The organism is Methylobacterium sp. CB376 (assembly GCF_029714205.1).
Lineage (GTDB): Bacteria > Pseudomonadota > Alphaproteobacteria > Rhizobiales > Beijerinckiaceae > Methylobacterium.
Genome location: NZ_CP121648.1, coordinates 2,957,007 through 2,975,650, shown reverse-complemented (window position 1 = coordinate 2,975,650; position 18,644 = coordinate 2,957,007). Strand labels below are relative to the sequence as shown.

At 73.1% G+C, this 18,644-nt stretch carries 18 protein-coding genes; 13 read left to right on the top strand and 5 right to left on the bottom strand.

What is annotated here, in order from left to right; translation table 11 throughout:
* Nucleotides 1-121: 121 nt before the first annotated feature.
* From uvrC to QA634_RS13435, 3 genes are all read right to left on the bottom strand, one after another.
* Nucleotides 122-2,128, bottom strand: a complete 2,007-nt coding sequence (uvrC, locus tag QA634_RS13445; protein ID WP_012332497.1) for an excinuclease ABC subunit UvrC — start codon at nt 2,126-2,128, stop codon at nt 122-124.
* A gap of 60 nt (nt 2,129-2,188) precedes the next feature.
* The gene (locus QA634_RS13440; RefSeq protein WP_083784669.1) at nt 2,189-2,350 is read right to left on the bottom strand and encodes a YqaE/Pmp3 family membrane protein; all 162 of its coding nucleotides are present in this window, start codon (nt 2,348-2,350) and stop codon (nt 2,189-2,191) included.
* Between the two features lie 216 nt (nt 2,351-2,566).
* Nucleotides 2,567-3,418, bottom strand: coding sequence for a LysR substrate-binding domain-containing protein (locus QA634_RS13435; RefSeq protein ID WP_012332495.1), 852 nt, complete (start codon nt 3,416-3,418; stop codon nt 2,567-2,569).
* A gap of 129 nt (nt 3,419-3,547) precedes the next feature.
* Between QA634_RS13435 and QA634_RS13430 the strand changes: the two genes are divergently transcribed.
* The 6 genes from QA634_RS13430 (at nt 3,548) to QA634_RS13405 (ending at nt 10,493) form a co-directional block, all read left to right on the top strand.
* On the top strand, nt 3,548-4,555 hold the full coding sequence (locus QA634_RS13430; protein ID WP_012332494.1) for a bile acid:sodium symporter family protein: 1,008 nt from the start codon (nt 3,548-3,550) through the stop codon (nt 4,553-4,555).
* Nucleotides 4,556-4,786: 231 nt separating this feature from the next.
* Nucleotides 4,787-6,046: an O-antigen ligase family protein gene (locus QA634_RS13425; RefSeq protein WP_012332493.1), complete on the top strand. Its 1,260-nt coding sequence runs from the start codon at nt 4,787-4,789 to the stop codon at nt 6,044-6,046.
* 125 nt (nt 6,047-6,171) lie between these two features.
* On the top strand, nt 6,172-7,770 hold the full coding sequence (gene hisS / locus QA634_RS13420; protein WP_012332492.1) for a histidine--tRNA ligase: 1,599 nt from the start codon (nt 6,172-6,174) through the stop codon (nt 7,768-7,770).
* 100 nt (nt 7,771-7,870) lie between these two features.
* Entirely contained in the window at nt 7,871-9,007 is a 1,137-nt protein-coding gene (locus QA634_RS13415) for an ATP phosphoribosyltransferase regulatory subunit (RefSeq protein ID WP_012332491.1), read from the top strand.
* Complete coding sequence (gene hisG / locus QA634_RS13410; RefSeq protein ID WP_012332490.1) at nt 9,004-9,987, top strand: ATP phosphoribosyltransferase; 984 nt, start codon at nt 9,004-9,006, stop codon at nt 9,985-9,987. The genes QA634_RS13415 and hisG overlap by 4 nt, the downstream gene beginning before the upstream one ends.
* Nucleotides 9,984-10,493: a GNAT family N-acetyltransferase gene (locus tag QA634_RS13405; protein WP_012332489.1), complete on the top strand. Its 510-nt coding sequence runs from the start codon at nt 9,984-9,986 to the stop codon at nt 10,491-10,493. The genes hisG and QA634_RS13405 overlap by 4 nt, the downstream gene beginning before the upstream one ends.
* Nucleotides 10,494-10,610: 117 nt before the next feature.
* On the opposite strand, the gene hemA is transcribed toward QA634_RS13405, so the two are convergent.
* Nucleotides 10,611-11,855 (bottom strand): 5-aminolevulinate synthase, encoded by a 1,245-nt coding sequence (hemA, locus tag QA634_RS13400; protein ID WP_012332488.1) that lies wholly within the window; start codon nt 11,853-11,855, stop codon nt 10,611-10,613.
* Nucleotides 11,856-12,037: 182 nt separating this feature from the next.
* Between hemA and QA634_RS13395 the strand changes: the two genes are divergently transcribed.
* A complete protein-coding gene (locus QA634_RS13395) occupies nt 12,038-12,190 on the top strand; it encodes a hypothetical protein (protein WP_168169152.1) in 153 nt (50 codons plus the stop codon).
* A gap of 128 nt (nt 12,191-12,318) precedes the next feature.
* Nucleotides 12,319-13,608, top strand: coding sequence for a UDP-N-acetylglucosamine 1-carboxyvinyltransferase (gene murA, locus QA634_RS13390; protein WP_012332486.1), 1,290 nt, complete (start codon nt 12,319-12,321; stop codon nt 13,606-13,608).
* A 36-nt stretch (nt 13,609-13,644) separates the two neighbouring features.
* Here murA and QA634_RS13385 read toward each other — a convergent pair whose 3' ends face one another.
* On the bottom strand, nt 13,645-13,956 hold the full coding sequence (locus QA634_RS13385) for a hypothetical protein (protein ID WP_415926906.1): 312 nt from the start codon (nt 13,954-13,956) through the stop codon (nt 13,645-13,647).
* A gap of 182 nt (nt 13,957-14,138) precedes the next feature.
* On the opposite strand from QA634_RS13385, the gene QA634_RS13380 reads away from it, so the two are divergent.
* From QA634_RS13380 to QA634_RS13360, 5 genes are all read left to right on the top strand, one after another.
* The gene (locus QA634_RS13380; protein ID WP_043702376.1) at nt 14,139-14,579 is read left to right on the top strand and encodes a DUF2948 family protein; all 441 of its coding nucleotides are present in this window, start codon (nt 14,139-14,141) and stop codon (nt 14,577-14,579) included.
* A 154-nt stretch (nt 14,580-14,733) separates the two neighbouring features.
* Complete coding sequence (gene hisD / locus QA634_RS13375; protein ID WP_012332483.1) at nt 14,734-16,029, top strand: histidinol dehydrogenase; 1,296 nt, start codon at nt 14,734-14,736, stop codon at nt 16,027-16,029.
* An 86-nt stretch (nt 16,030-16,115) separates the two neighbouring features.
* Nucleotides 16,116-16,604 (top strand): UPF0262 family protein, encoded by a 489-nt coding sequence (locus QA634_RS13370; RefSeq protein WP_012332482.1) that lies wholly within the window; start codon nt 16,116-16,118, stop codon nt 16,602-16,604.
* A 38-nt stretch (nt 16,605-16,642) separates the two neighbouring features.
* Nucleotides 16,643-17,110, top strand: coding sequence for an arsenate-mycothiol transferase ArsC (locus QA634_RS13365; protein WP_012332481.1), 468 nt, complete (start codon nt 16,643-16,645; stop codon nt 17,108-17,110).
* A 123-nt stretch (nt 17,111-17,233) separates the two neighbouring features.
* Nucleotides 17,234-18,514 carry an O-acetylhomoserine aminocarboxypropyltransferase gene (locus QA634_RS13360; protein ID WP_012332480.1) on the top strand — a complete coding sequence of 427 codons (1,281 nt, stop codon included), beginning with the start codon at nt 17,234-17,236 and terminating at the stop codon, nt 18,512-18,514.
* The last annotated feature ends 130 nt before the right edge of the window (nt 18,515-18,644 follow it).

Below are 18,644 nucleotides of genomic sequence, written 5' to 3'. Positions count from 1 at the left end.
CGCGACTCGCGCGGGGTCACGCGATTTCCGACCGATCGCCGCGCGGGGCGGAAATCGCCCTCGCCCGGGCGCCGCGCGGGCGCCTGACGCCGCGTCCCGAAAGGACCGTCCGGGCCTCGTCTCACGCATTCGCGTGGAAGAAGTCGTAGACGGCGCGGGCCGTGGCGGCGTTGACGCCCGGCGTCTTGGCGAGATCCTCCAGGGCCGCGCGCTCGATGGCCTTCACGGTGCCGAAATGGTGCAGGAGGGCGCGCTTGCGCGTCGGCCCGATCCCCGGGATCTCGTCGAGCGGGTTCTTCACCAGCTCGCGCTTGCGCTTGGCCCGATGCGCCCCGATCGCGAAGCGGTGCGCCTCGTCGCGCAGGCGTTGCACGAAGTAGAGCGTCGGGTCGCGGGGCGGCAGCTTGAAGGGCGGCTGACCCTCCACGAAGAAGGTCTCGCGGCCCGCGTCCCGGTCCCGCCCCTTGGCGATGCCGACGAGGGGCACCCCCGTGACGCCGACCTCCGCCAAGGCGGCGCGGGCGGCCTCGAGCTGGCCCTTGCCGCCGTCGATCAGGACGAGGTCCGGCCAGGCCGGGAAGGCGTCCGCATCCGCCGGCTCGGCCTCGCCCTCCTGCCGGGGCGCCTCCTTGACCAGCCGGGCGAAGCGCCGGTGCAGCACCTCGCGCATCATGCCGAAATCGTCGCCCGGCTTCACGTCCGGCGACTTGATGGTGAAGGTCCGGTAATGGGTCTTCATGAACCCGGTCGGCCCGGCGACGACCATGGCGCCGACCGCGTTCGTGCCCATGATGTGGGAATTGTCGTAGACCTCGACCCGCCGCGGCGGTCTCGGCAGGCCGAAAGCCTGGCCCAGCGCCGCCAGCAGCTTGCCCTGCGAGGCGGTATCGGCGAGCCGCCTTGCCAGGGCCTCCCGGGCGTTGCGGGCCGCGTAGTCGATCAGGTTCTTGCGCTCGCCGCGCTTGGGCTGGTGGATCTCGACCCGGGCGTCGATCCGCGTCGAGAGCGCCGCGGCGAGCAGTTCCGCGTCCTCGATCTCGTGCGAGACCAGGATCAGGCGCGGCGCCGGCTTGTCGTCGTAGAACTGGCCGATGAAGGAGCCGAGCACCTCCGAGGCCGACATCGAGCGGTCGGCCTTGGGAAAGTAGGCGCGGTTGCCCCAGTTCTGCCAGTTGCGGAAGAAGAACACCTCGATGCAGAACTGCCCGGCCTGCTCGTCGAGGGCGAAGACGTCGGCCTCCTCGATGTCCTGGGTGTTGACGCCCTGCACGCCCTGGATGGCCGCGAGCGCGGCGATGCGGTCGCGGTAGCGCGCCGCCTTCTCGAATTCCCAGGCCTCGGCGGCGGCCTGCATGTCGGCGGCGAGGCGCTCCTTCACGCTGGTCGACTTCCCCGACAGGAAGGCGCGCGCCTCGTCGGCCAGCAGCGCGTAGTCGGCCGGCGCGATCTCCCCGGTGCAGGGACCCGAACACCGCTTGATCTGGTACAGCAGGCAGGGGCGGCTGCGGTTCTCGTAGTAGCTGTCCGAGCAGGAGCGCAGCAGGAAGGCCCGCTGCAGCGCGTTCACCGTGCGGTTGACCGCCCAGACCGAGGCGAAGGGGCCGAAATAGTGGCCCGGCCGGCGCCGCGCGCCGCGGTGCTTGACGAGCTGGGGCGCCTCGGTGTCGGCGGTGAGCAGGATGTACGGCAGCGACTTGTCGTCCCGCATCAGCACGTTGAAGCGGGGCTTGAGCTGCTTGATCAGGTTGGCTTCGAGCAGCAGCGCCTCGGTCTCGGTGACCGTGGTGACGAACTCCATCGAGGCCGTCTCGGCGATCATCCGGGCGATGCGGTTCGAATGGGCCTGGCCGCGGGCGTAGGAGCCGACGCGGTTCTTCAGGTTCTTGGCCTTGCCGACGTAGAGCACGTCGCCCTTGGCGTCGAGCATGCGGTAGACGCCGGGGGAGGGCGGCAGGGTCGACCAGAAGCGGCGGATCACCTCGGTGCCGGCCTCCACGAGGCCGGCCCCGGCCTGCGGGTCGAAATCGATCTCCGGCGCGTCGTCGCGGGCATCGACCGCGGCGTCCTCGCCGTCGTCGTCGAGGTCGAGGGCGTCGAGCGGTACGTCGTTCCCGGGGATGCGCGTCATCGCCCAGGATTTAGGCGACGGCGCGCGGGGAGGGAAGGGCGGCCCGCGCGCGATCGGGCGTCAGCGCCGGGTCACGACCCAGACCGCGTGGATGAGGCCCGGGATGTAGCCGAACAGGGTCAGGATCACGTTGATGAAGAACTGCAGGCCGAGGCCGACCGTGAACAGCACGCCGACCGGCGGGATGATCACGAGGAGGATGATGCGGATCAGGTCGCCCATGGGGATCTCCGTGCCGAGGGGGGTCACACCGGCGGTCATGGCCCCTGACCGCCGCGTCGGTTCTCGAATCGTCGCCGAGCCACTGGCTTGCATCGAGACGTCGAGACGATCGATGGCCCGATGCGTCGGCATCCCGGGCCGCCGGTCCAAGGCCAAGCTCCCCTGAGAACGGCCGCGGCGCGCGCCGGTTCCCCTCCGTCACGCGCCTTGGCCGGCTCAATCCCAGATGTCGGCGTTCAGGATCCGGTGGGCGAGGCTGCGGCTCGGTTCCCGGTGCAGGCCGGGCCCCGCCAGGATGAACTCGACCTCGGGCAGGCGCGGCAGGTCGGGATCCGCGATCTCCCGCAGCCCCTCCGGGACGAGGCTGCGCGCCTGCGCCATCAGCCCGAGCCCCGCGAAGGCGGCAGCCCGCAGGCCGCTCAGGCTGGCGCAGGTGCAGGTGATGCGCCAGGGGCGGCTCTCCCGCGCGCAGGCTTCGAGCACGAGCGTGCGGGTCACGCTCGGGGCCGGGAAGGACAGGAAGGAGACCGGCTCGTCGCGCGCCGGCACCGCGTCGGGGAGCCCGCACCAGACCAGCCGGTCGCGCCGCACCGGCAGGCCCTGCGCCTCGCCCAGGCGCCGCTTGCCCAGCACGAGGTCGAGTTCGCCCCGCTCCACCGCCTCGGCGAGGAGGTGCGTGAACGACACGCTCAGTTCGAGATCCACCGACGGGTAGGTGGTCCGGAAATCGCGCAGCACCTCCGCGAGCCGCGTCTGCACGAAATCCTCCGAGGCGCCGAAGCGCAGCCGCCCGCGCACCGCCTGGCCGGCGAGCGTGCGCTCCAGCCGCTCATGCGCGTCGAGCACCGTGCGGGCGAAGCCGAGCACCGCCTCGCCCTCCGGGGTCGGCGCCACCGAGTGGGTGTCGCGGGCGACGAGCCGGCGCCCGAGCTGCGCCTCCAGCCGCTGCACGTGCTGGCTCACCGTGGATTGGCGCAGGCCGAGCTGCTCGGCCGCCCGGCTGAAGCTGCGGCTGCGCAGCACCGCCGTCAGGGTGCGCAGCAGGACGGGATCGATCAAGGGCGCCACCGCCGGTCCTCCTGCATAGACGGCGGGCAGGTTATCGCGTCTCGTGATAGCTGTAATCCCGCGCCGCAGCATTCCGCCTTGTGCGCCGCGGGATTACCTTTAGGTCACCCCTCGGCCAGGATCCCCCCGATGCGCGCGCGCTTCCGCCCCGATCCCTTCATGCTGATGCTCCTCGCCTGCCTGCTCCTCGGCGCGTTCCTGCCGGTGAGCGGCGGGCTCGCGGAGGGGCTCGGCAGCGTGGCGACCGGCGCGATCGCGCTCCTGTTCTTCCTGCACGGCGCCCGCATCGACCGGCGCACGGCCCTGGCCGGGCTCGTCCATTGGCGGCTCCACCTCGTGGTGCTGGCGACGACGTTCGGGCTCTTCCCGCTCCTCGGCCTCGCGGCGGGCCTGCTCGCGCCGAGCCTGCTGACGCCGGCCCTCGCGGCGGGCGTGCTGTTCCTGTGCGTCCTGCCCTCGACCGTGCAATCGTCGATCGCCTTCACCTCGGTGGCGGGCGGCAACGTGCCGGCGGCGGTCTGCGCCGCCTCGGCCTCGAACATCCTCGGCATGGTCCTGACGCCGCTCCTGGCCTCCCTGCTGTTCCGGGCCCAGGGCGCCTTCGACTGGTCCGGGGCGGGCAAGGTCCTCCTGCAGCTGCTCGCGCCCTTCCTGCTCGGGCAGCTGCTGCGGCCGCGGCTCGCGCCGCTCCTGGCCTCCCGCAAGGGGGTGACCGCCCTCGTCGACCGCGGCTCGATCCTGCTCGTCGTCTACCTCGCCTTCAGCCACGCCAGCGCGAGCGGGCTGTGGTCGCGCACGCCGCTGCCGGCGCTCGCCACCATGCTGCTCGTCGACGGGATCCTGCTCGCGAGCGTGCTTGCCCTGACCGCGGCCGCGAGCCGGCTGCTCGGCTTCTCGCGGGCGGACGAGATCACCATCGTGTTCTGCGGCTCGAAGAAGAGCCTCGTGGCCGGCGTGCCGATGGCGAACGTCCTCTTCGCCGGGCAGGATGTCGGGGGTCTGCTCCTCCCGGTGATGCTGTTCCACCAGATCCAGATCGCGGCCTGCGCCGCCCTGGCCCGGCGCTACGCCGCCCGCGGCGGGAGCTATCGAACGGCCCCGGCGGCGCTTTCCGCGCTTCCGCTGGCGTCCCGTTGAGAATTGATTCACCGCCCGCGCCGATACTCCGGGAGAGTCAGGTTGCGTATCGGCTCCGTTCCCCGAACGACCGGCCCCGTCGCGCCCCCTGCGCGGCGGGGCAGCGGCGCGCCCCGGGCGCATCCCCGGGCGGGGGCCCGCCGCAACGCTCCCTTCACCATCTTGCTTGAGGCGGCGCAGAGGATTTGAGCGGCAGGATCCGGACGGAGCGCGTCCGACCGGAGCCGTCCGATGACCAGTGCCGTCCTGCCCCACCGGGGCCTCGCCGCGCTGCCGCTGCTGCGGGTCCTGCACGGGCTCGGCCTGGCCCTCTTCACGGCCTTCGTCTTCTTCGCGTGCTTCGCCTTCTCGGAGGCCTCGCCCTACGACCTCGTGGCGCTGCCGACCATCGCCCTGTGGCTGCTCCTCGGCATCCGGCTCCATCGCGGCGCGGTGCCCCTGGTCATCCTGCTCACCGTCTTCGTCGGCGCCACCGTGCTGGCCCTGCTGCCTTACCTTGACGAGGAGCGGCCGGTGACCTGGACGGTCCAGCTCTGCTACCTGGCCGTCACCACCCTGTTCTTCGCGATGTTCTTCGCCGACGAGACCGAGCGCCGGGTGGAGCTCGCGCTCAAGGTCTACACGGCGAGCACCCTGTTCTCCGGCGCCCTCGGGATCGGCGGCTACCTCGACCTGATCGGCAACGAGGACCTGTTCAGCAAGTACGGGCGCGCGTCCGGCACCTTCCAGGACCCGAACGTGTTCGGCTCCTTCCTCACGCTCGGTGCCCTCTACCTGATGCACAACCTGATGACCGGGCGCGCGCGGCGGCCGCCGCTGTCGCTCGCCGGCCTGCTGCTGCTGCTGGCCGGCATCTTCCTGTCCTTCTCGCGCGGCTCCTGGGGCGGCACGGTCGTGGCGGTCGCCCTCATGGTGTCGAGCATCTACCGCACCAGCGCCTCGATGGCGCTGCGGCGGCGGATCCTGCGCAGCACGCTGGTCACCCTGGTGCTCGGCGGCCTCGCCCTCGGCGGCCTGCTGTCGATCGGCAGCGTCGCCGAGACCTTCCACAAGCGCGCCGCCGTCACGCAGGATTACGACGAGGGCGAGACCGGACGGTTCGGCAACCAGATGCGCGGCTTCGGCCTGCTGATGGAGGAGCCGATGGGCTTCGGCCCCCTGCGCTGGCGCCTGATCTTCAACCTGGAGCCGCATAATTCCTACCTGGGCGCCTTCGCCAACGGGGGCTGGGTGGCGGGGGCCGCCTTCATCCTGCTCGTCCTCTCGACCGCGCGGGTGGGCTGGCGGCTGATGGCCGAGGCGAGCCCGGTCCGGCGCCACGCCCAGATCGTCGTGCCGGTGCTGATCATGTTCTTCCTGCAGGGATTCCAGATCGACATCGAGAAGTGGCGCCACGTCCACATGATGCTGGGCCTGGTCTGGGCCCTCGAAGCCGCCCGGGTCCGCAGTCGGGGCGGGGGCGCGGTTTCCTCCCGCGTCCAAATGGTCTAGAGGCGGCGCGCGGCCCCGGCGGGCCGGCCGTGACGGCCGCGCCGCCGGACCTCGCCCCTGCGCCGGACGCGGCGCCGGACCCGCGCCGGAGCGGCCGCCCCCACGACGACCGGATGTCCGCCGCCATGTCCAACTCCGCGAAGGCCAGTTCCGCCAAGGCCAGCCCCGCCAAGGCCAGCGCCGCCAAGGCAGGCTCCGGGAAGCCCGGCTCCGGGAAGCCCGGCACCCTCAAGCCCCGCCTGCCCCGCGGCCTCGTCGACCGCGGCCCGGCCGAGATCGCCGCGACCCAGCGGATGCTGCAGACCATCCGCGAGAGCTTCGAACTCTACGGCTTCGAGGCGGTGGAGACCCCCTTCATCGAGTACACCGAGGCGCTCGGGAAATTCCTGCCCGACCTCGACCGCCCGAACGAGGGCGTGTTCTCGTTTCAGGACGACGACGAGGCGTGGCTGTCCCTGCGCTACGACCTGACCGCGCCGCTCGCCCGCTACGTCGCCGAGCATTTCGACGCCCTGCCCAAGCCCTACCGCAGCTACCGGGCGGGCTACGTCTTCCGCAACGAGAAGCCGGGGCCCGGCCGCTTCCGCCAGTTCATGCAGTTCGACGCCGACATCGTCGGCGCCCCGACCGTCGCGGCCGATGCGGAGATCTGCATGATGGCCGCCGACACGCTGGAGCGGGTCGGCATCGCCCGCGGCGACTATGTGGTGAAGGTCAACAACCGCAAGGTGCTCGACGGCGTCATGGAGGCGATCGGGCTCGGCGGTGACGACCAGGCCGGGCGCCGCCTCACGGTGCTGCGGGCCATCGACAAGCTCGACCGCCTCGGGGTGGACGGGGTGCGGCTGCTGCTGGGGCCGGGCCGCCGGGACGAGAGCGGCGACTTCACCAAGGGGGCCGGGCTCCCGGACGAGGCGATCGACCGCATCATCCGCTACGTCTCCTTCCAGGCGGCGCCCACGGACGGGGGCGACCGGCTCGCCTTCTGGGAGAATTTCTTCGGCGGCTGGGCCGAGGTGGTGGGCGGCTCCGAGACCGGCCGCCAGGGCATCGCCGAATTGCACGCGATCCTGCGCCTGTGCGAGGCGGCGGGCTACGGCCACGACCGGGTGCGGGCCGACCCCTCGGTGGTGCGCGGCCTCGAATACTACACGGGGCCGGTCTACGAGGCCGAGCTGACCTTCCCGGTCGTGGGCGAGGACGGGCAGACCGTGCGCTTCGGCTCGGTGGCCGGGGGAGGGCGCTACGACGGCCTGGTCGGGCGCTTCCGGGCCGAGCCCGTCCCGGCGACGGGCTTCTCGATCGGCGTGTCGCGCCTGTTCGCGGCCCTGCAGATCGTCGGGAGCCCGATCGTGGCGGGCGCGGCCGGGCCCGGACCCGTGGTGGTGCTGGTGCTCGACCGCGAGGAGATCGCGAGCTACCAGGCCCTGGTCGCCGCCCTGCGCCAGGCCGGCATCCGGTCCGAACTCTATCTCGGGGCCGCCGGCCTCAAGGCGCAGATGAAGTACGCCGACCGCCGCGGCGCGCCGGCCGTGGTGATCCAGGGCAGCGACGAGCGGGCCCGCGGCGAGGTCCAGATCAAGGACCTGATCGAGGGCGCCCGCGCCGCCGAGGCGATCGCCAGCAACGCCGAGTGGAAGGCCGCCCGGCCGGCGCAGTTCTCGGTGCCGGGGGCCGAGATGGTCGCCCGCCTGCGCGAGGTGCTGGGCCGGCATTTCGGGTGAGCCGCGGGGGCGGAGGTCCGCTCGGGGCCCGCCTAAGCAGTCGCGAGGATCGCCGGGGGCGGCCCGGATTGGTACAGGACCTGAGGACGGATCGGTCGACATGACAGGCAACGGAGCCGCGCAACCCAGGACGGCCGCGCACGAGCGGCTGCTCGCCCTGTTCGAAGGGCGGGGCTACGCGCGCGTCGAGCCGCCGGTGCTGCAGCCGGTCGAGCCCTTCCTCGAACTCTCGGGCGAGGACATCCGGCGGCGCATCTTCATCACCCAGGACGAGGCGGGGGCCGAACTCTGCCTGCGGCCCGAATACACGATCCCGGTCGGCCGGCATCACCGCGCCGTGGCGGGCGCCGAGGCCGCCGATTACAGCTATCTGGGCCCGGTCTTCCGTCTGCGCGCGGGGGAGCCGAACGAGTTCCACCAGGCGGGCATCGAGTCGATCGGCCGGGTCGACGTGCCGGCGGCGGACGCGGAGATCCTCGGCCTCGCCGTCGAGGGGCTGGAGCGCCTCGGCCACGGCGAGCCGCGGGTGCGCCTCGGCGACATGGGCCTGATCACCGCGCTCCTCGACGCGCTGGGCGTCGCGCCCGCCGCCAAGCGGCGCTGCCTGCGCGCGATCGCGGCCGGGCGCTCCCTCGACGAGATCGCCGCGCCGGTCCCGGTCGGGGAGGCCCATGCCGGGCTCCTCAGCGCGATCCAGGGCCAGGACCCGCAGGGCGTGCGCGCCTTCGTGGAGGACGTGCTCGCCATCGCGGGCATCAGCCGGGTCGGCGGGCGCAGCGCGGGCGAGATCGCCGAGCGCTTCCTCGCCAAGGCGGCGGCCCATGCGGGCGGCGGGGCGGGGCTCGGCGGCGAGGCCCGCGCGGTGATCGAGGGCTACCTCGCCCTCACGGGCGATCCCGACCGGGCCGCCGCCGGCCTGCGCGACCTCGTCGCCTCGGCCGGGCTCTCCGCCCCATCCCTGCGCGAGGCGGTCGCCCTGTTCGAGGAGCGCAACGGCTTCATCGCGGCGAGCGGCCTGCCCCTCGACCGCTTCACCTTCTCGGGCCGCTTCGCCCGCAACCTCGACTATTATACGGGCTTCATCTTCGAGATCACCGTCCCGGAGGGCGAGCGCCCGGTGGTGGGCGGCGGGCGCTACGACGGCCTGCTGCAGCATCTCGGCAGCCCGGAGCCCCTGCCGGCGGTCGGCTGCTCGTTCTGGCTCGACCGCCTCAGCGCCCGGGAGAGCGCCCGATGACCCGTGCCGACGGTCCCCTGGTCCTGGCGGTGCCCTCGAAGGGGCGCCTGCAGGAGAACGCCGCCGCCTTCTTCGCCCGGGCCGGCCTCGTCCTCGCCCAGACCAGCGGCGCCCGCGACTATCGCGGCCGCCTCAAGGGCGTGGCGGACGTGGAGGTGCGCTACCTCTCGGCCTCGGAGATCGCCGGCCAGCTCGCCAGCGGCGCGGCCCATCTGGGCGTGACCGGCGAGGACCTGATCCGCGAGACCCTGCCGGATTCCGGCGCCCAGGTGGAGCTGCTGACGCCGCTCGGCTTCGGCAACGCCACCGTGGTGGTGGCCGTGCCGCAGGCCTGGATCGACGTGCGCACCATGAGCGACCTCGACGAGGTCGCCACCGACATGCGCCTGCGCCACGGCAAGCGGCTGCGCATCGCCACGAAATACGTCAACCTCACCCGCCGCTTCTTCGCCCGGCACGGGGTCGCGGATTACCGCATCGTCGAGAGCCTCGGCGCGACCGAGGGCGCGCCGGCCGCGGGCAGCGCCGAGATCGTGGTCGACATCACCACGACGGGCGCCACCCTCACGGCCAACGCCCTCAAGGTGCTGGACGACGGCGTCATCCTGCGCTCGGAGGCGAACCTCGTCGCCTCGCTCGGCGCCTCCTGGGGGCCGACCGCGCGGGCGGCCGTCCAGGCGGTGCTCGGCCGCATCAGCGCCGAGGAGCGGGCGCGCACGAGCCGCGAGGTCCGGGCCGGGATGCCCGCGGCCCCGATCGACCTCGCGGCCCTCGCCGCCGCCCACCAGGCCGAACTGCCCTACGGCCTGCCGGAGGGGCGGGCCGAGATCGTCCTGCGCTGCCCGGGCGAGGCGGTCTTCGACCTCGCCGAGGCGCTCGCCCGGGCCGGGGCGCTCGGGGTCAGCGTGCGCCGCGTCGACTACGCCTTCGCGGCCGAGAACCCGCTGATCGAGCGCCTCCTCGCCCGGATCGGACCGTGAGCCACGACCTGGAGGCGCTGCCGGTCCTGCGCACGGCGCGGCTGCGGCTGGCGCGGCTCGCCGAAGCCGACGCGCCCGCCCTGCAGCGGCTCACCGACGACCCGGCCATCACCGGGGCCATCCACTTCCTGCCCTCGCCCTTCGCCATCGCGGAGGCGCGCGCCCTGATCGCCGGGGCCGACGGCGGCCGGGACCGCTTCCTCGGCGCGTGGCGTTGCGCCGACGAGACCCTGGTCGGCGTGCTCGGGGCGCATCTGCGCGGCGACGACCGGGTCGAGATCGGCTACTGGTTCGCGCCCGCCGCGCAGGGCAGGGGCCTCGCCCGCGAGGCGGCCGCCGCCCTCGTCGCGGCTTTGCGCCAGGCTGTGCCCGGGCGCCTCCCGGTGGCGGAATGCCGGGAGGACAATCAGCGCTCGTGGCGCCTGCTCCACGCCCTCGGCTTCCGGGCGTCGGGAGAGAGCGGCAGCCGGCCGGGGCGGAGACTCCTGGTCTGGGAGCGGGGCTAGGCAGAGCGGCTCGGCCGACAGGATCGCGGTCCGGGTGTCGAGGCTGCCGATCGCGCGCGGAGGCCGCGAGGCCCGGACCTGCGCCGCATCGAGAGAGGCGTGCGGCGCGGCGCCCCGCTACTCGGCCGCCTCGGCGAGGACCGTGCCGGCCCGGGGCAGGTCGAGCGCGTCCCAGACCTCCACCAGCGCCGCCGTCAGCCGCGCGATGTCAGCCTCGTCGTGGAACGGCGACGGCGTGATCCGCAGGCGCTCCGTCCCCCGCGGCACCGTCGGGTAGTTGATCGGCTGGATGTAGATCCCGTGCCGCTCCAGCAGCCGGTCCGCCGCCGCCTTGCAGCGCTCCGCATCCCCCACCATCACCGGCACGATGTGCGTCGGCGTCGCCAGAACCGGAAGACCCGCCCCCGCCAGCGCCGCCTTCGTGCGCGCCGCCTGGCGCTGATGCGCCGCCCGCTCCGCCCCCGAGCGCTTCAGGTGACGGATCGAGGCCGTCGCCGCCGCCGCGATCGCCGGCGGCAGCGCCGTGGTGAAGATGAAGCCCGGCGCGTGGCTGCGCACCGCGTCGCACAGCACCGCGCTCCCGGCGATGTAGCCGCCCACCACCCCGAAGCCCTTGGCCAGGGTGCCCTCGATCACGTCGAGCCGGTGCATCACCCCGTCGCGCTCGGCGATCCCCGCCCCGCGCGGCCCGTAGAGCCCGACCGCGTGCACCTCGTCGATGTAGGTCATCGCCCCGTAGCGCGCGGCGAGGTCGCAGATCGCCGCGATCGGGGCGACGTCGCCGTCCATGGAGTAGACGCTCTCGAAGGCGATCAGCTTGGGCCGGGCGCCGGCCTCGGCCAGCAGCGCCTCGAGATGGGCGAGGTCGTTGTGGCGGAACACGCGCTTGTCGCAGCCGGACTGGCGCACGCCCTCGATCATCGAATTGTGGTTGTAGGCGTCGGACAGGATCAGGCAGTCGGGGATCAGCCGGGCCAGGGTGGCGATGCCGGTCTGGTTGGAGACGTAGCCGGAGGTGAAGACCAGGGCGGCCTCCTTGCCGTGGAGGTCGGCGAGTTCGCGCTCGAGGTCGACCAGCGGGGAGGAGGTGCCGGCGATGTTGCGGGTGCCGCCGGCGCCGACGCCGCAGCGGGCGGCGGTCCGGGTGAGGGCCTGGACGACGTCGGGGTGCTGGCCCATGCCGAGGTAGTCGTTGGAGCACCAGACGGTGATGTCGCGGCAGCTGCCGTCGGGCAGGCGCCAGCGGGCGACCGGGAAGCGGCCGGCGACGCGCTCGATGTCGGCGAAGACGCGGTAGCGGCACTCGTCGTGCAGGCGGTCCACGGCGGAGCGGAAGATGGCCTGGTAATCGGTCTGAGGCATCAGGATCCCTTCGGCTCGCCGGAATGCGCGACGGGGCACGCTTCTGCCCGGGTCACGCCTTGATCTCGCTCAAATCCGGCTGGCTTTGTAACTGGATCAGGTTAAGGCGGGGTGCGCCGTATCTGACTCCTCCGGGGCGGGGGAGGAAGGCCAAATGCGCGACGGCGACGATGGGTCGCGAGATGGACGAGAGAGCCAAGGACGACCGGGCCGAGCGCCTGAAGGCGGCGCTGCGGGACAACCTCAAGCGCCGCAAGGCGCAGGCCCGCGGGCGGGCGGGGGCAGAGGCGCCGCGCCCGGCCGAGGCGGATCCGCCGGGCCGGCCCGAGCGTTGAGAAGCGTGGCCTTAAGGCCGCGAGTGGACGATGGCGTGCGCGGATGCGCGGAGGCGCGGCGCGGGCGGGACGACTTCAGGCGCAGGACGGCCGCGCGTGACGGGCGCGGCCCGTTTCAGGGAACGCAGATGGATCGAATTCACATCACGGGCGGCGCACCGCTCCAGGGCGAGATCCCGATCTCGGGCGCCAAGAACGCGGCGCTGCCGCTGATGATCGCGAGCCTCCTGACCGGCGAGACGGTCGAGCTCGCCAACGTGCCGCGCCTCGCCGACATCGCCTCGCTCCTGCGCATCCTCGGCAATCACGGCGTCGACCACATGGTGGTCGGCAAGCGCCCCGGCCAGACCAGCGAGACCGGCCAGACCATCCGCCTCACGGCGAGCAACGTGATCGACACGACGGCGCCCTACGAACTCGTCTCCACCATGCGGGCGAGCTTCTGGGTCGTGGCGCCGCTCCTCGCCCGCTTCGGCGAGGCGAAGGTCTCGATGCCGGGCGGCTGCGCCATCGGCACCCGGCCGGTGGACCTGCTGCTCATGGCGCTGGAGCGGCTCGGCGCCTCGATCGAGATCGACGGCGGCTACGTCGTCGCCCGCACCCGCAACGGCCTGCGCGGGGCCGAGATCGTCTTCCCGAAGGTGACGGTGGGCGGCACCCACGTCGCCCTGATGGCGGCCGCCCTCGCCCAGGGCACCAGCGTGATCGAGAACGCCGCCCGCGAGCCCGAGGTGGTCGACCTCGCCGCCTGCCTGACCAAGATGGGCGCCCGCATCGAGGGCGTCGGCACTCCGCGGATCGTGGTCGAGGGCGTCTCGCGCCTCGGCGGCGCCCGCCACGAGGTGCTGCCGGACCGGATCGAGACCGGCACCTACGCGATGGCGGTCGCGATGACCGGCGGGGACGTGATCCTGCGCGACACCAGGGCGGAACTGCTCCACAGCGCCCTCGACGTGCTGGCGACCACCGGCACCGAGGTGACGGCCCTGCCGGACGGCATCCGGGTGCGCCGCAACGGCGCGGGCGTGGCGGCGGTCGACGTCACCACCGACCCGTTCCCCGGCTTCCCGACCGACCTGCAGGCCCAGTTCATGGCCCTGATGACCCGGGCCCGGGGCCAGTCCCGCATCCGCGAGACGATCTTCGAGAACCGCTTCATGCACGTCCAGGAACTCGCCCGGCTCGGCGCCCGCATCCGCCTGGACGGGGATCTCGCGGTGGTGGACGGGGTCGAGCGCCTGAAGGGCGCGCCCGTGATGGCGACCGACCTGCGCGCCTCGGTGTCGCTGGTGATCGCCGGCCTCGCCGCCGAGGGTGAGACGACCATCAACCGGGTCTACCACCTCGACCGCGGCTTCGAGGCCCTGGAGGCCAAGCTCGGCCGCTGCGGCGCCCAGATCCGGCGCGAGCGGGCCTGAGCCGGGGGCGGGCGCGGCCCGCCCCGACCGTCGTCCTCAGTAGCCGATCTGGCCGCGCTTCAGGCCGAAGCCCGGGATCTCGCAGCCGCAGGGCGCGTTGATCGGCCCCGGCCGGGTCGGGCAATTGCCGCGCGCCGTCACGCAGATGCGCCCGAACCCCTCCCGCCGCAGCGCGCGCTCGCGTCCGTAATAGTAGCCCTCGGGGCCGCGCCGCGGCCGCTCGTACTCCTCGCGGAACTCGCGGCGGCGCGGGCGGTCGTACCCGTCGCCGTAATACTGGGCGAGGGCAGGGGCGATGCCGCCGCCGAGGGTCAGTGCGGCGAGGGCCGCGAGCGTCACCGGTCTCACGCGTGGTCTCCTGTCATGCCGGGCAGATCTAACGGCAACGAGATGAACGGTGGGTGAGCCGGCGGGGGCGGTTGTTCGGGGCGGGGGCCGTCGCTACCTACCAGGAGTAGAGGCCCCGGGACCGGACTTCGCCCGGCGGCCGGCCCCCTGCCTGAAGGACGCCGACAGTGAAGGACGCGGAGATGGAGCTTCTGAAGCTCGCTGCCCTCGACGCCGACGACCTCGCGGTCATCTCGGCCCATCTGCAGGACGCCGTCCTGCGGGCGGGCGACCTCGCCTACCTGCCCCGCGAGCGTCGCTTCGCCCTCGTGGCGCGCCGGTTCGACTGGACCGCCCCGGACGGCGCCCCGCCGCGGCGGCGCCTGACCGGGCTGCATTTCGACCGGGTGATGGCGGTGCGCTGCCGCGGCATCCCGCGCGAGACGCCCGACGCCGCGATGGAACTCCTCGCCATCACCTTCGAGCCCGGCGAGCCGCCCTCCGGCACCGCGACGCTGGTCTTCGCGGGCGGCGGCGCCATCCGGCTCGAGCTCGAATGCATCGAGGCCGGCATGCGGGATCTCGGCCCGGTCTGGGGGGCGGAGAGCCGCCCGGTCCACCCGATCCCGCTCGACGCGGCCTGAGACCGCTCCCCCGCAGCGCGCGGCCGCGGGTCTGGCAGCCCCCGTCCCGGGCGATCCGGCGCGGGGTCGGTCCCCTCCATCCTCCGCCTGGACAGGACCGGCATTCTCTGCCAGTGGGCGCGACCGACCCCGGCTCCCGCCTCCGGACATCCCGATGCTGCGCCTCGATTCCCGCGCCCCCACCTTCGACGCCGACTTCGCCCGCCTGCTCACGGTCAAGCGCGAGGTGGCGGAGGATGTCGACGAGGCCGTGCGGGCGATCATCGCCGCGGTGGCGCGGGAGGGCGACGCCGCCCTCGTCGCCTATACCCGGCGCTTCGACGGCCGCGGCGCCGACTTCACCGAGGCCTCGATCCGGGTCACGCAAGCGGAGGTGGACGCGGCAGTCGCGGCCTCCCCCCGCGAGGCGCTCGACGCCCTCCACCTCGCCCGGGAGCGGATCGAGGCCTATCACCGGGCGCAGCGCCCCGCCGACCACCGGGAGACGGACGCGCTCGGCGTCACCCTCGGCTGGCGCTGGACCGCCCTCGAATCCGTCGGCCTCTACGTGCCGGGCGGGACGGCGAGCTACCCGTCCTCGGTTCTGATGAACGCGATCCCCGCCAAGGTCGCGGGCGTGCCGCGCCTCGCCATGGTGGTGCCGACGCCGGGCGGCGTGACCAACCCGCTCGTGCTCGCCGCGGCCCGGATCGCCGGCGTCGACGAGATCTTCCGGGTCGGGGGCGCGCAGGCGGTGGCGGCCCTGGCCTACGGCACGGCGACGATCGCGCCCGTCGCCAAGATCGTCGGCCCCGGCAACGCCTACGTGGCGGCGGCCAAGCGCCGGGTCTTCGGGCAGGTCGGGATCGACATGATCGCCGGGCCGTCCGAGGTGCTGATCCTCGCCGACGAGGGCGCCAATCCCGAATGGGTCGCCGCCGACCTCCTGGCCCAGGCCGAGCACGACCCGGCCGCGCAGGCGATCCTGATCACCGACAGCGACGCCCTGGCGGAGGCCGTGGCGGCGGCGGTGGAGGGCCAGCTCGCGACGCTGGCGCGGGCAGCGATCGCCCGGGCGAGCTGGCGCGACTACGGCGCCATCGTGCGGGTGGCGCGCCTCGCGGACGCGATCCCCCTCGTCGACCGCCTCGCCCCGGAGCACCTGGAGATCGAGGCGCGGGACGCCGAGGCCCTGGGCGCGCGGGTGCGCAATGCGGGGGCGATCTTCCTCGGCGCCCACACCCCGGAGGCGATCGGCGACTATGTCGGCGGGCCGAACCACGTGCTGCCGACCGCGCGCTCGGCGCGGTTCTCCTCCGGGCTCGGCGTCCTCGACTTCATGAAGCGCACCTCGATCCTGTCCTGCTCGCCGGAGGCCCTGCGGGCGCTGGGCCCGGCCGCGGTGACGCTCGGCCGCGCCGAGGGCCTCGACGGCCATGCCCGCTCGGTCGCCATCCGCCTGAACCTCTGACGCCGCCGGCTTGCGCGGGCGCGCGCTTGCGCGTCAGGTAGCGCCACGCCGCGGCGACCCAAAGACCAATCCGGGGACCAGAACCGATGTCGAGCGATGCTCCCGATCCGCACCGGCGCCTTGCGGCGGTCAAGCTCGACGAGGACTCGATCGGGCGGGGCAACCCGGACCAGGAGCACGAGCGCGCCATCGCGATCTACGACATACTGGAATCCAACCACTTCGCCGTCGCCAACCACGACGGCGGCCCCTACGCGCTGCGGCTCGGCCTCGTCGAGAACAAGCTCGCCTTCGCGATCTCGACCGCGGACGGCGCCCCGGTGATGACGCATCTCCTGTCGCTGACGCCGTTCCGGGGCGTGATCCGCGACTACGAGATGATCTGCGACAGCTACTTCAAGGCGATCCGGACCGCCTCCCCGAGCCAGATCGAGGCGATCGACATGGGTCGGCGCGGGGTCCACAACGAGGCGTCGGAACTGCTCAAGCAGCGCCTCGACGGCAAGGTCGAGGTCGACCACGACACCGCGCGCCGCCTCTTCACCCTCATCTTCGCCCTGCACTGGAAGGGCTGACGCCGGATGGGCGAGGCGGCCGCGACCGGGGGCGGGCCGTGACCGGCGCCCCGGGCGATCCGGCGGCGAGGGCCGGCCGGCGGGTGCAATCCGTGCTGTTCGTCTGCAACTTCAACGCCGTGCGCTCCGCGGCGGCGGAGGCGCTGGCCCGGCACTATTTCGGCCGCTCGGTCTACGTCCAATCCGCCGGCGTGCGCTCCGGCGAGCCGACCGACCCGTTCATGATCGCGGCCCTCGACGAGATCGGGATCGACGCGCACCGCCACCGGCCCCGCACCCTGGAGGAGCTGGAGGAGTGGGAGGGGCTGAACTTCGACCTCATCATCTCCCTGTCGCCGGAGGCCCACCACGCCGCCCTCGAACTGACCCGCACCGTGGCGGCCGAGGTCGAGTACTGGCCGACCCCGGACCCGACCGCGAGCCAGGGCTCGCGGGAGCAGCGGCTCGACGCCTACCGCGAAGTGCGCGACGGGCTGGCGGCGCGGATCCGCAAGCGGCTGCGCTGAGCCGGGCTCGCCCTTGCCCCCTGCGAGCCGGGCTCGCCCTCGATCCCTGCGAGCCGGGCTCGCCCTTGACCCCCGCCGCGCCCGCACCCTAGAGCACGGGCATTCCCGCCGAGGAGCCGCCCCATGACCGACCGCCTGCCCGGTTTCAACACCCTCGCCATCCATGCCGGGGCGGCGCCGGACGCCGCGACGGGCGCGCGCGCGACGCCGATCTACCAGACGACGTCCTTCGTGTTCGACGACGTCGACCACGCCGCCTCGCTGTTCGGGCTTCAGGCCTTCGGCAACATCTACTCCCGCATCGGCAACCCGACGAACGCGGTTCTGGAGGAGCGGGTCGCCGCCCTGGAGGGCGGCACCGCCGCCCTCGCGGTCGCCTCCGGCCACGCCGCCGAGTTCCTGGTGATGCACGCCCTGCTGCAGCCGGGCGACGAGTTCATCGCCGCCAACAAGCTCTACGGCGGCTCGATCAACCAGTTCAACCATTCCTACAAGAACTTCGGCTGGAACGTGGTCTGGGCCGACACGGACGATCCGGCCTCGTTCGAGGCCGCCGTGACGCCGCGCACCAAGGCGATCTTCGTGGAATCGATCGCCAATCCGGGCGGCGTGATCACCGATCTCGCGGCCGTCGCGGCCGTCGCCAAGCGCCACAACATCCCGTTCATCGTCGACAACACGATGGCGACCCCGTACCTGATCCGGCCCTTCGAGCACGGCGCCGACATCGTGGTCCATTCCGCCACGAAGTTCCTCGGCGGCCACGGCAACTCGATCGGCGGCGTGATCGTGGACGGCGGCAGCTTCTCCTGGGCGGGCGACGACCGCTACCCGATGCTCTCGAAGCCGCGGCCCGAATACGGCGGCATGGTCCTGTCGGAGACCTTCGGCAATTTCGGCTTCGCCATCGCGGTGCGGGTGCTGGGCCTGCGCGACCTCGGGCCGGCCCTCTCGCCCTTCAACGCCTTCCTGATCCTCAACGGCATCGAGACCCTGCCGCTGCGCATGCAGCGCCACTCGGACAATGCCCGCGTGGTGGCCCAGCACCTGGCGGGGCACCCGCTCGTGTCCTGGGTCAGCTATCCGGGCCTGGAGAGCGACCGCTACCACGCCCTGCACAAGCGCTACTGCCCGCTCGGGGCCGGCGCCGTCTTCACCTTCGGCCTGAAGGGCGGCTACGAGGCCGGCGTGAGGCTCGTGTCGAACCTCAAGCTGTTCTCGCACCTCGCCAATATCGGGGACACGCGCTCGCTCGTGATCCATCCGGCCTCGACCACGCACCGCCAGCTCAGCGACGAGCAGAAGGTCCGGGCCGGGGCCGGGCCGGAGGTGGTGCGCCTCTCCGTCGGCATCGAGGACCCGGCCGACCTGATCGCGGATCTCGACCAGGCCCTCGCCGGCTGAGACGGGATCCGCGCGATCGAAGCGGATCCCGTCTCACGAGCCCGCGCGGCGCTTGAGCGAAGCCCAAAGCCGCCATCCCGAAGGGATCATGCGGATTTGGGATAAAAAGCCTGTGCGGCGCGTGAGCGGG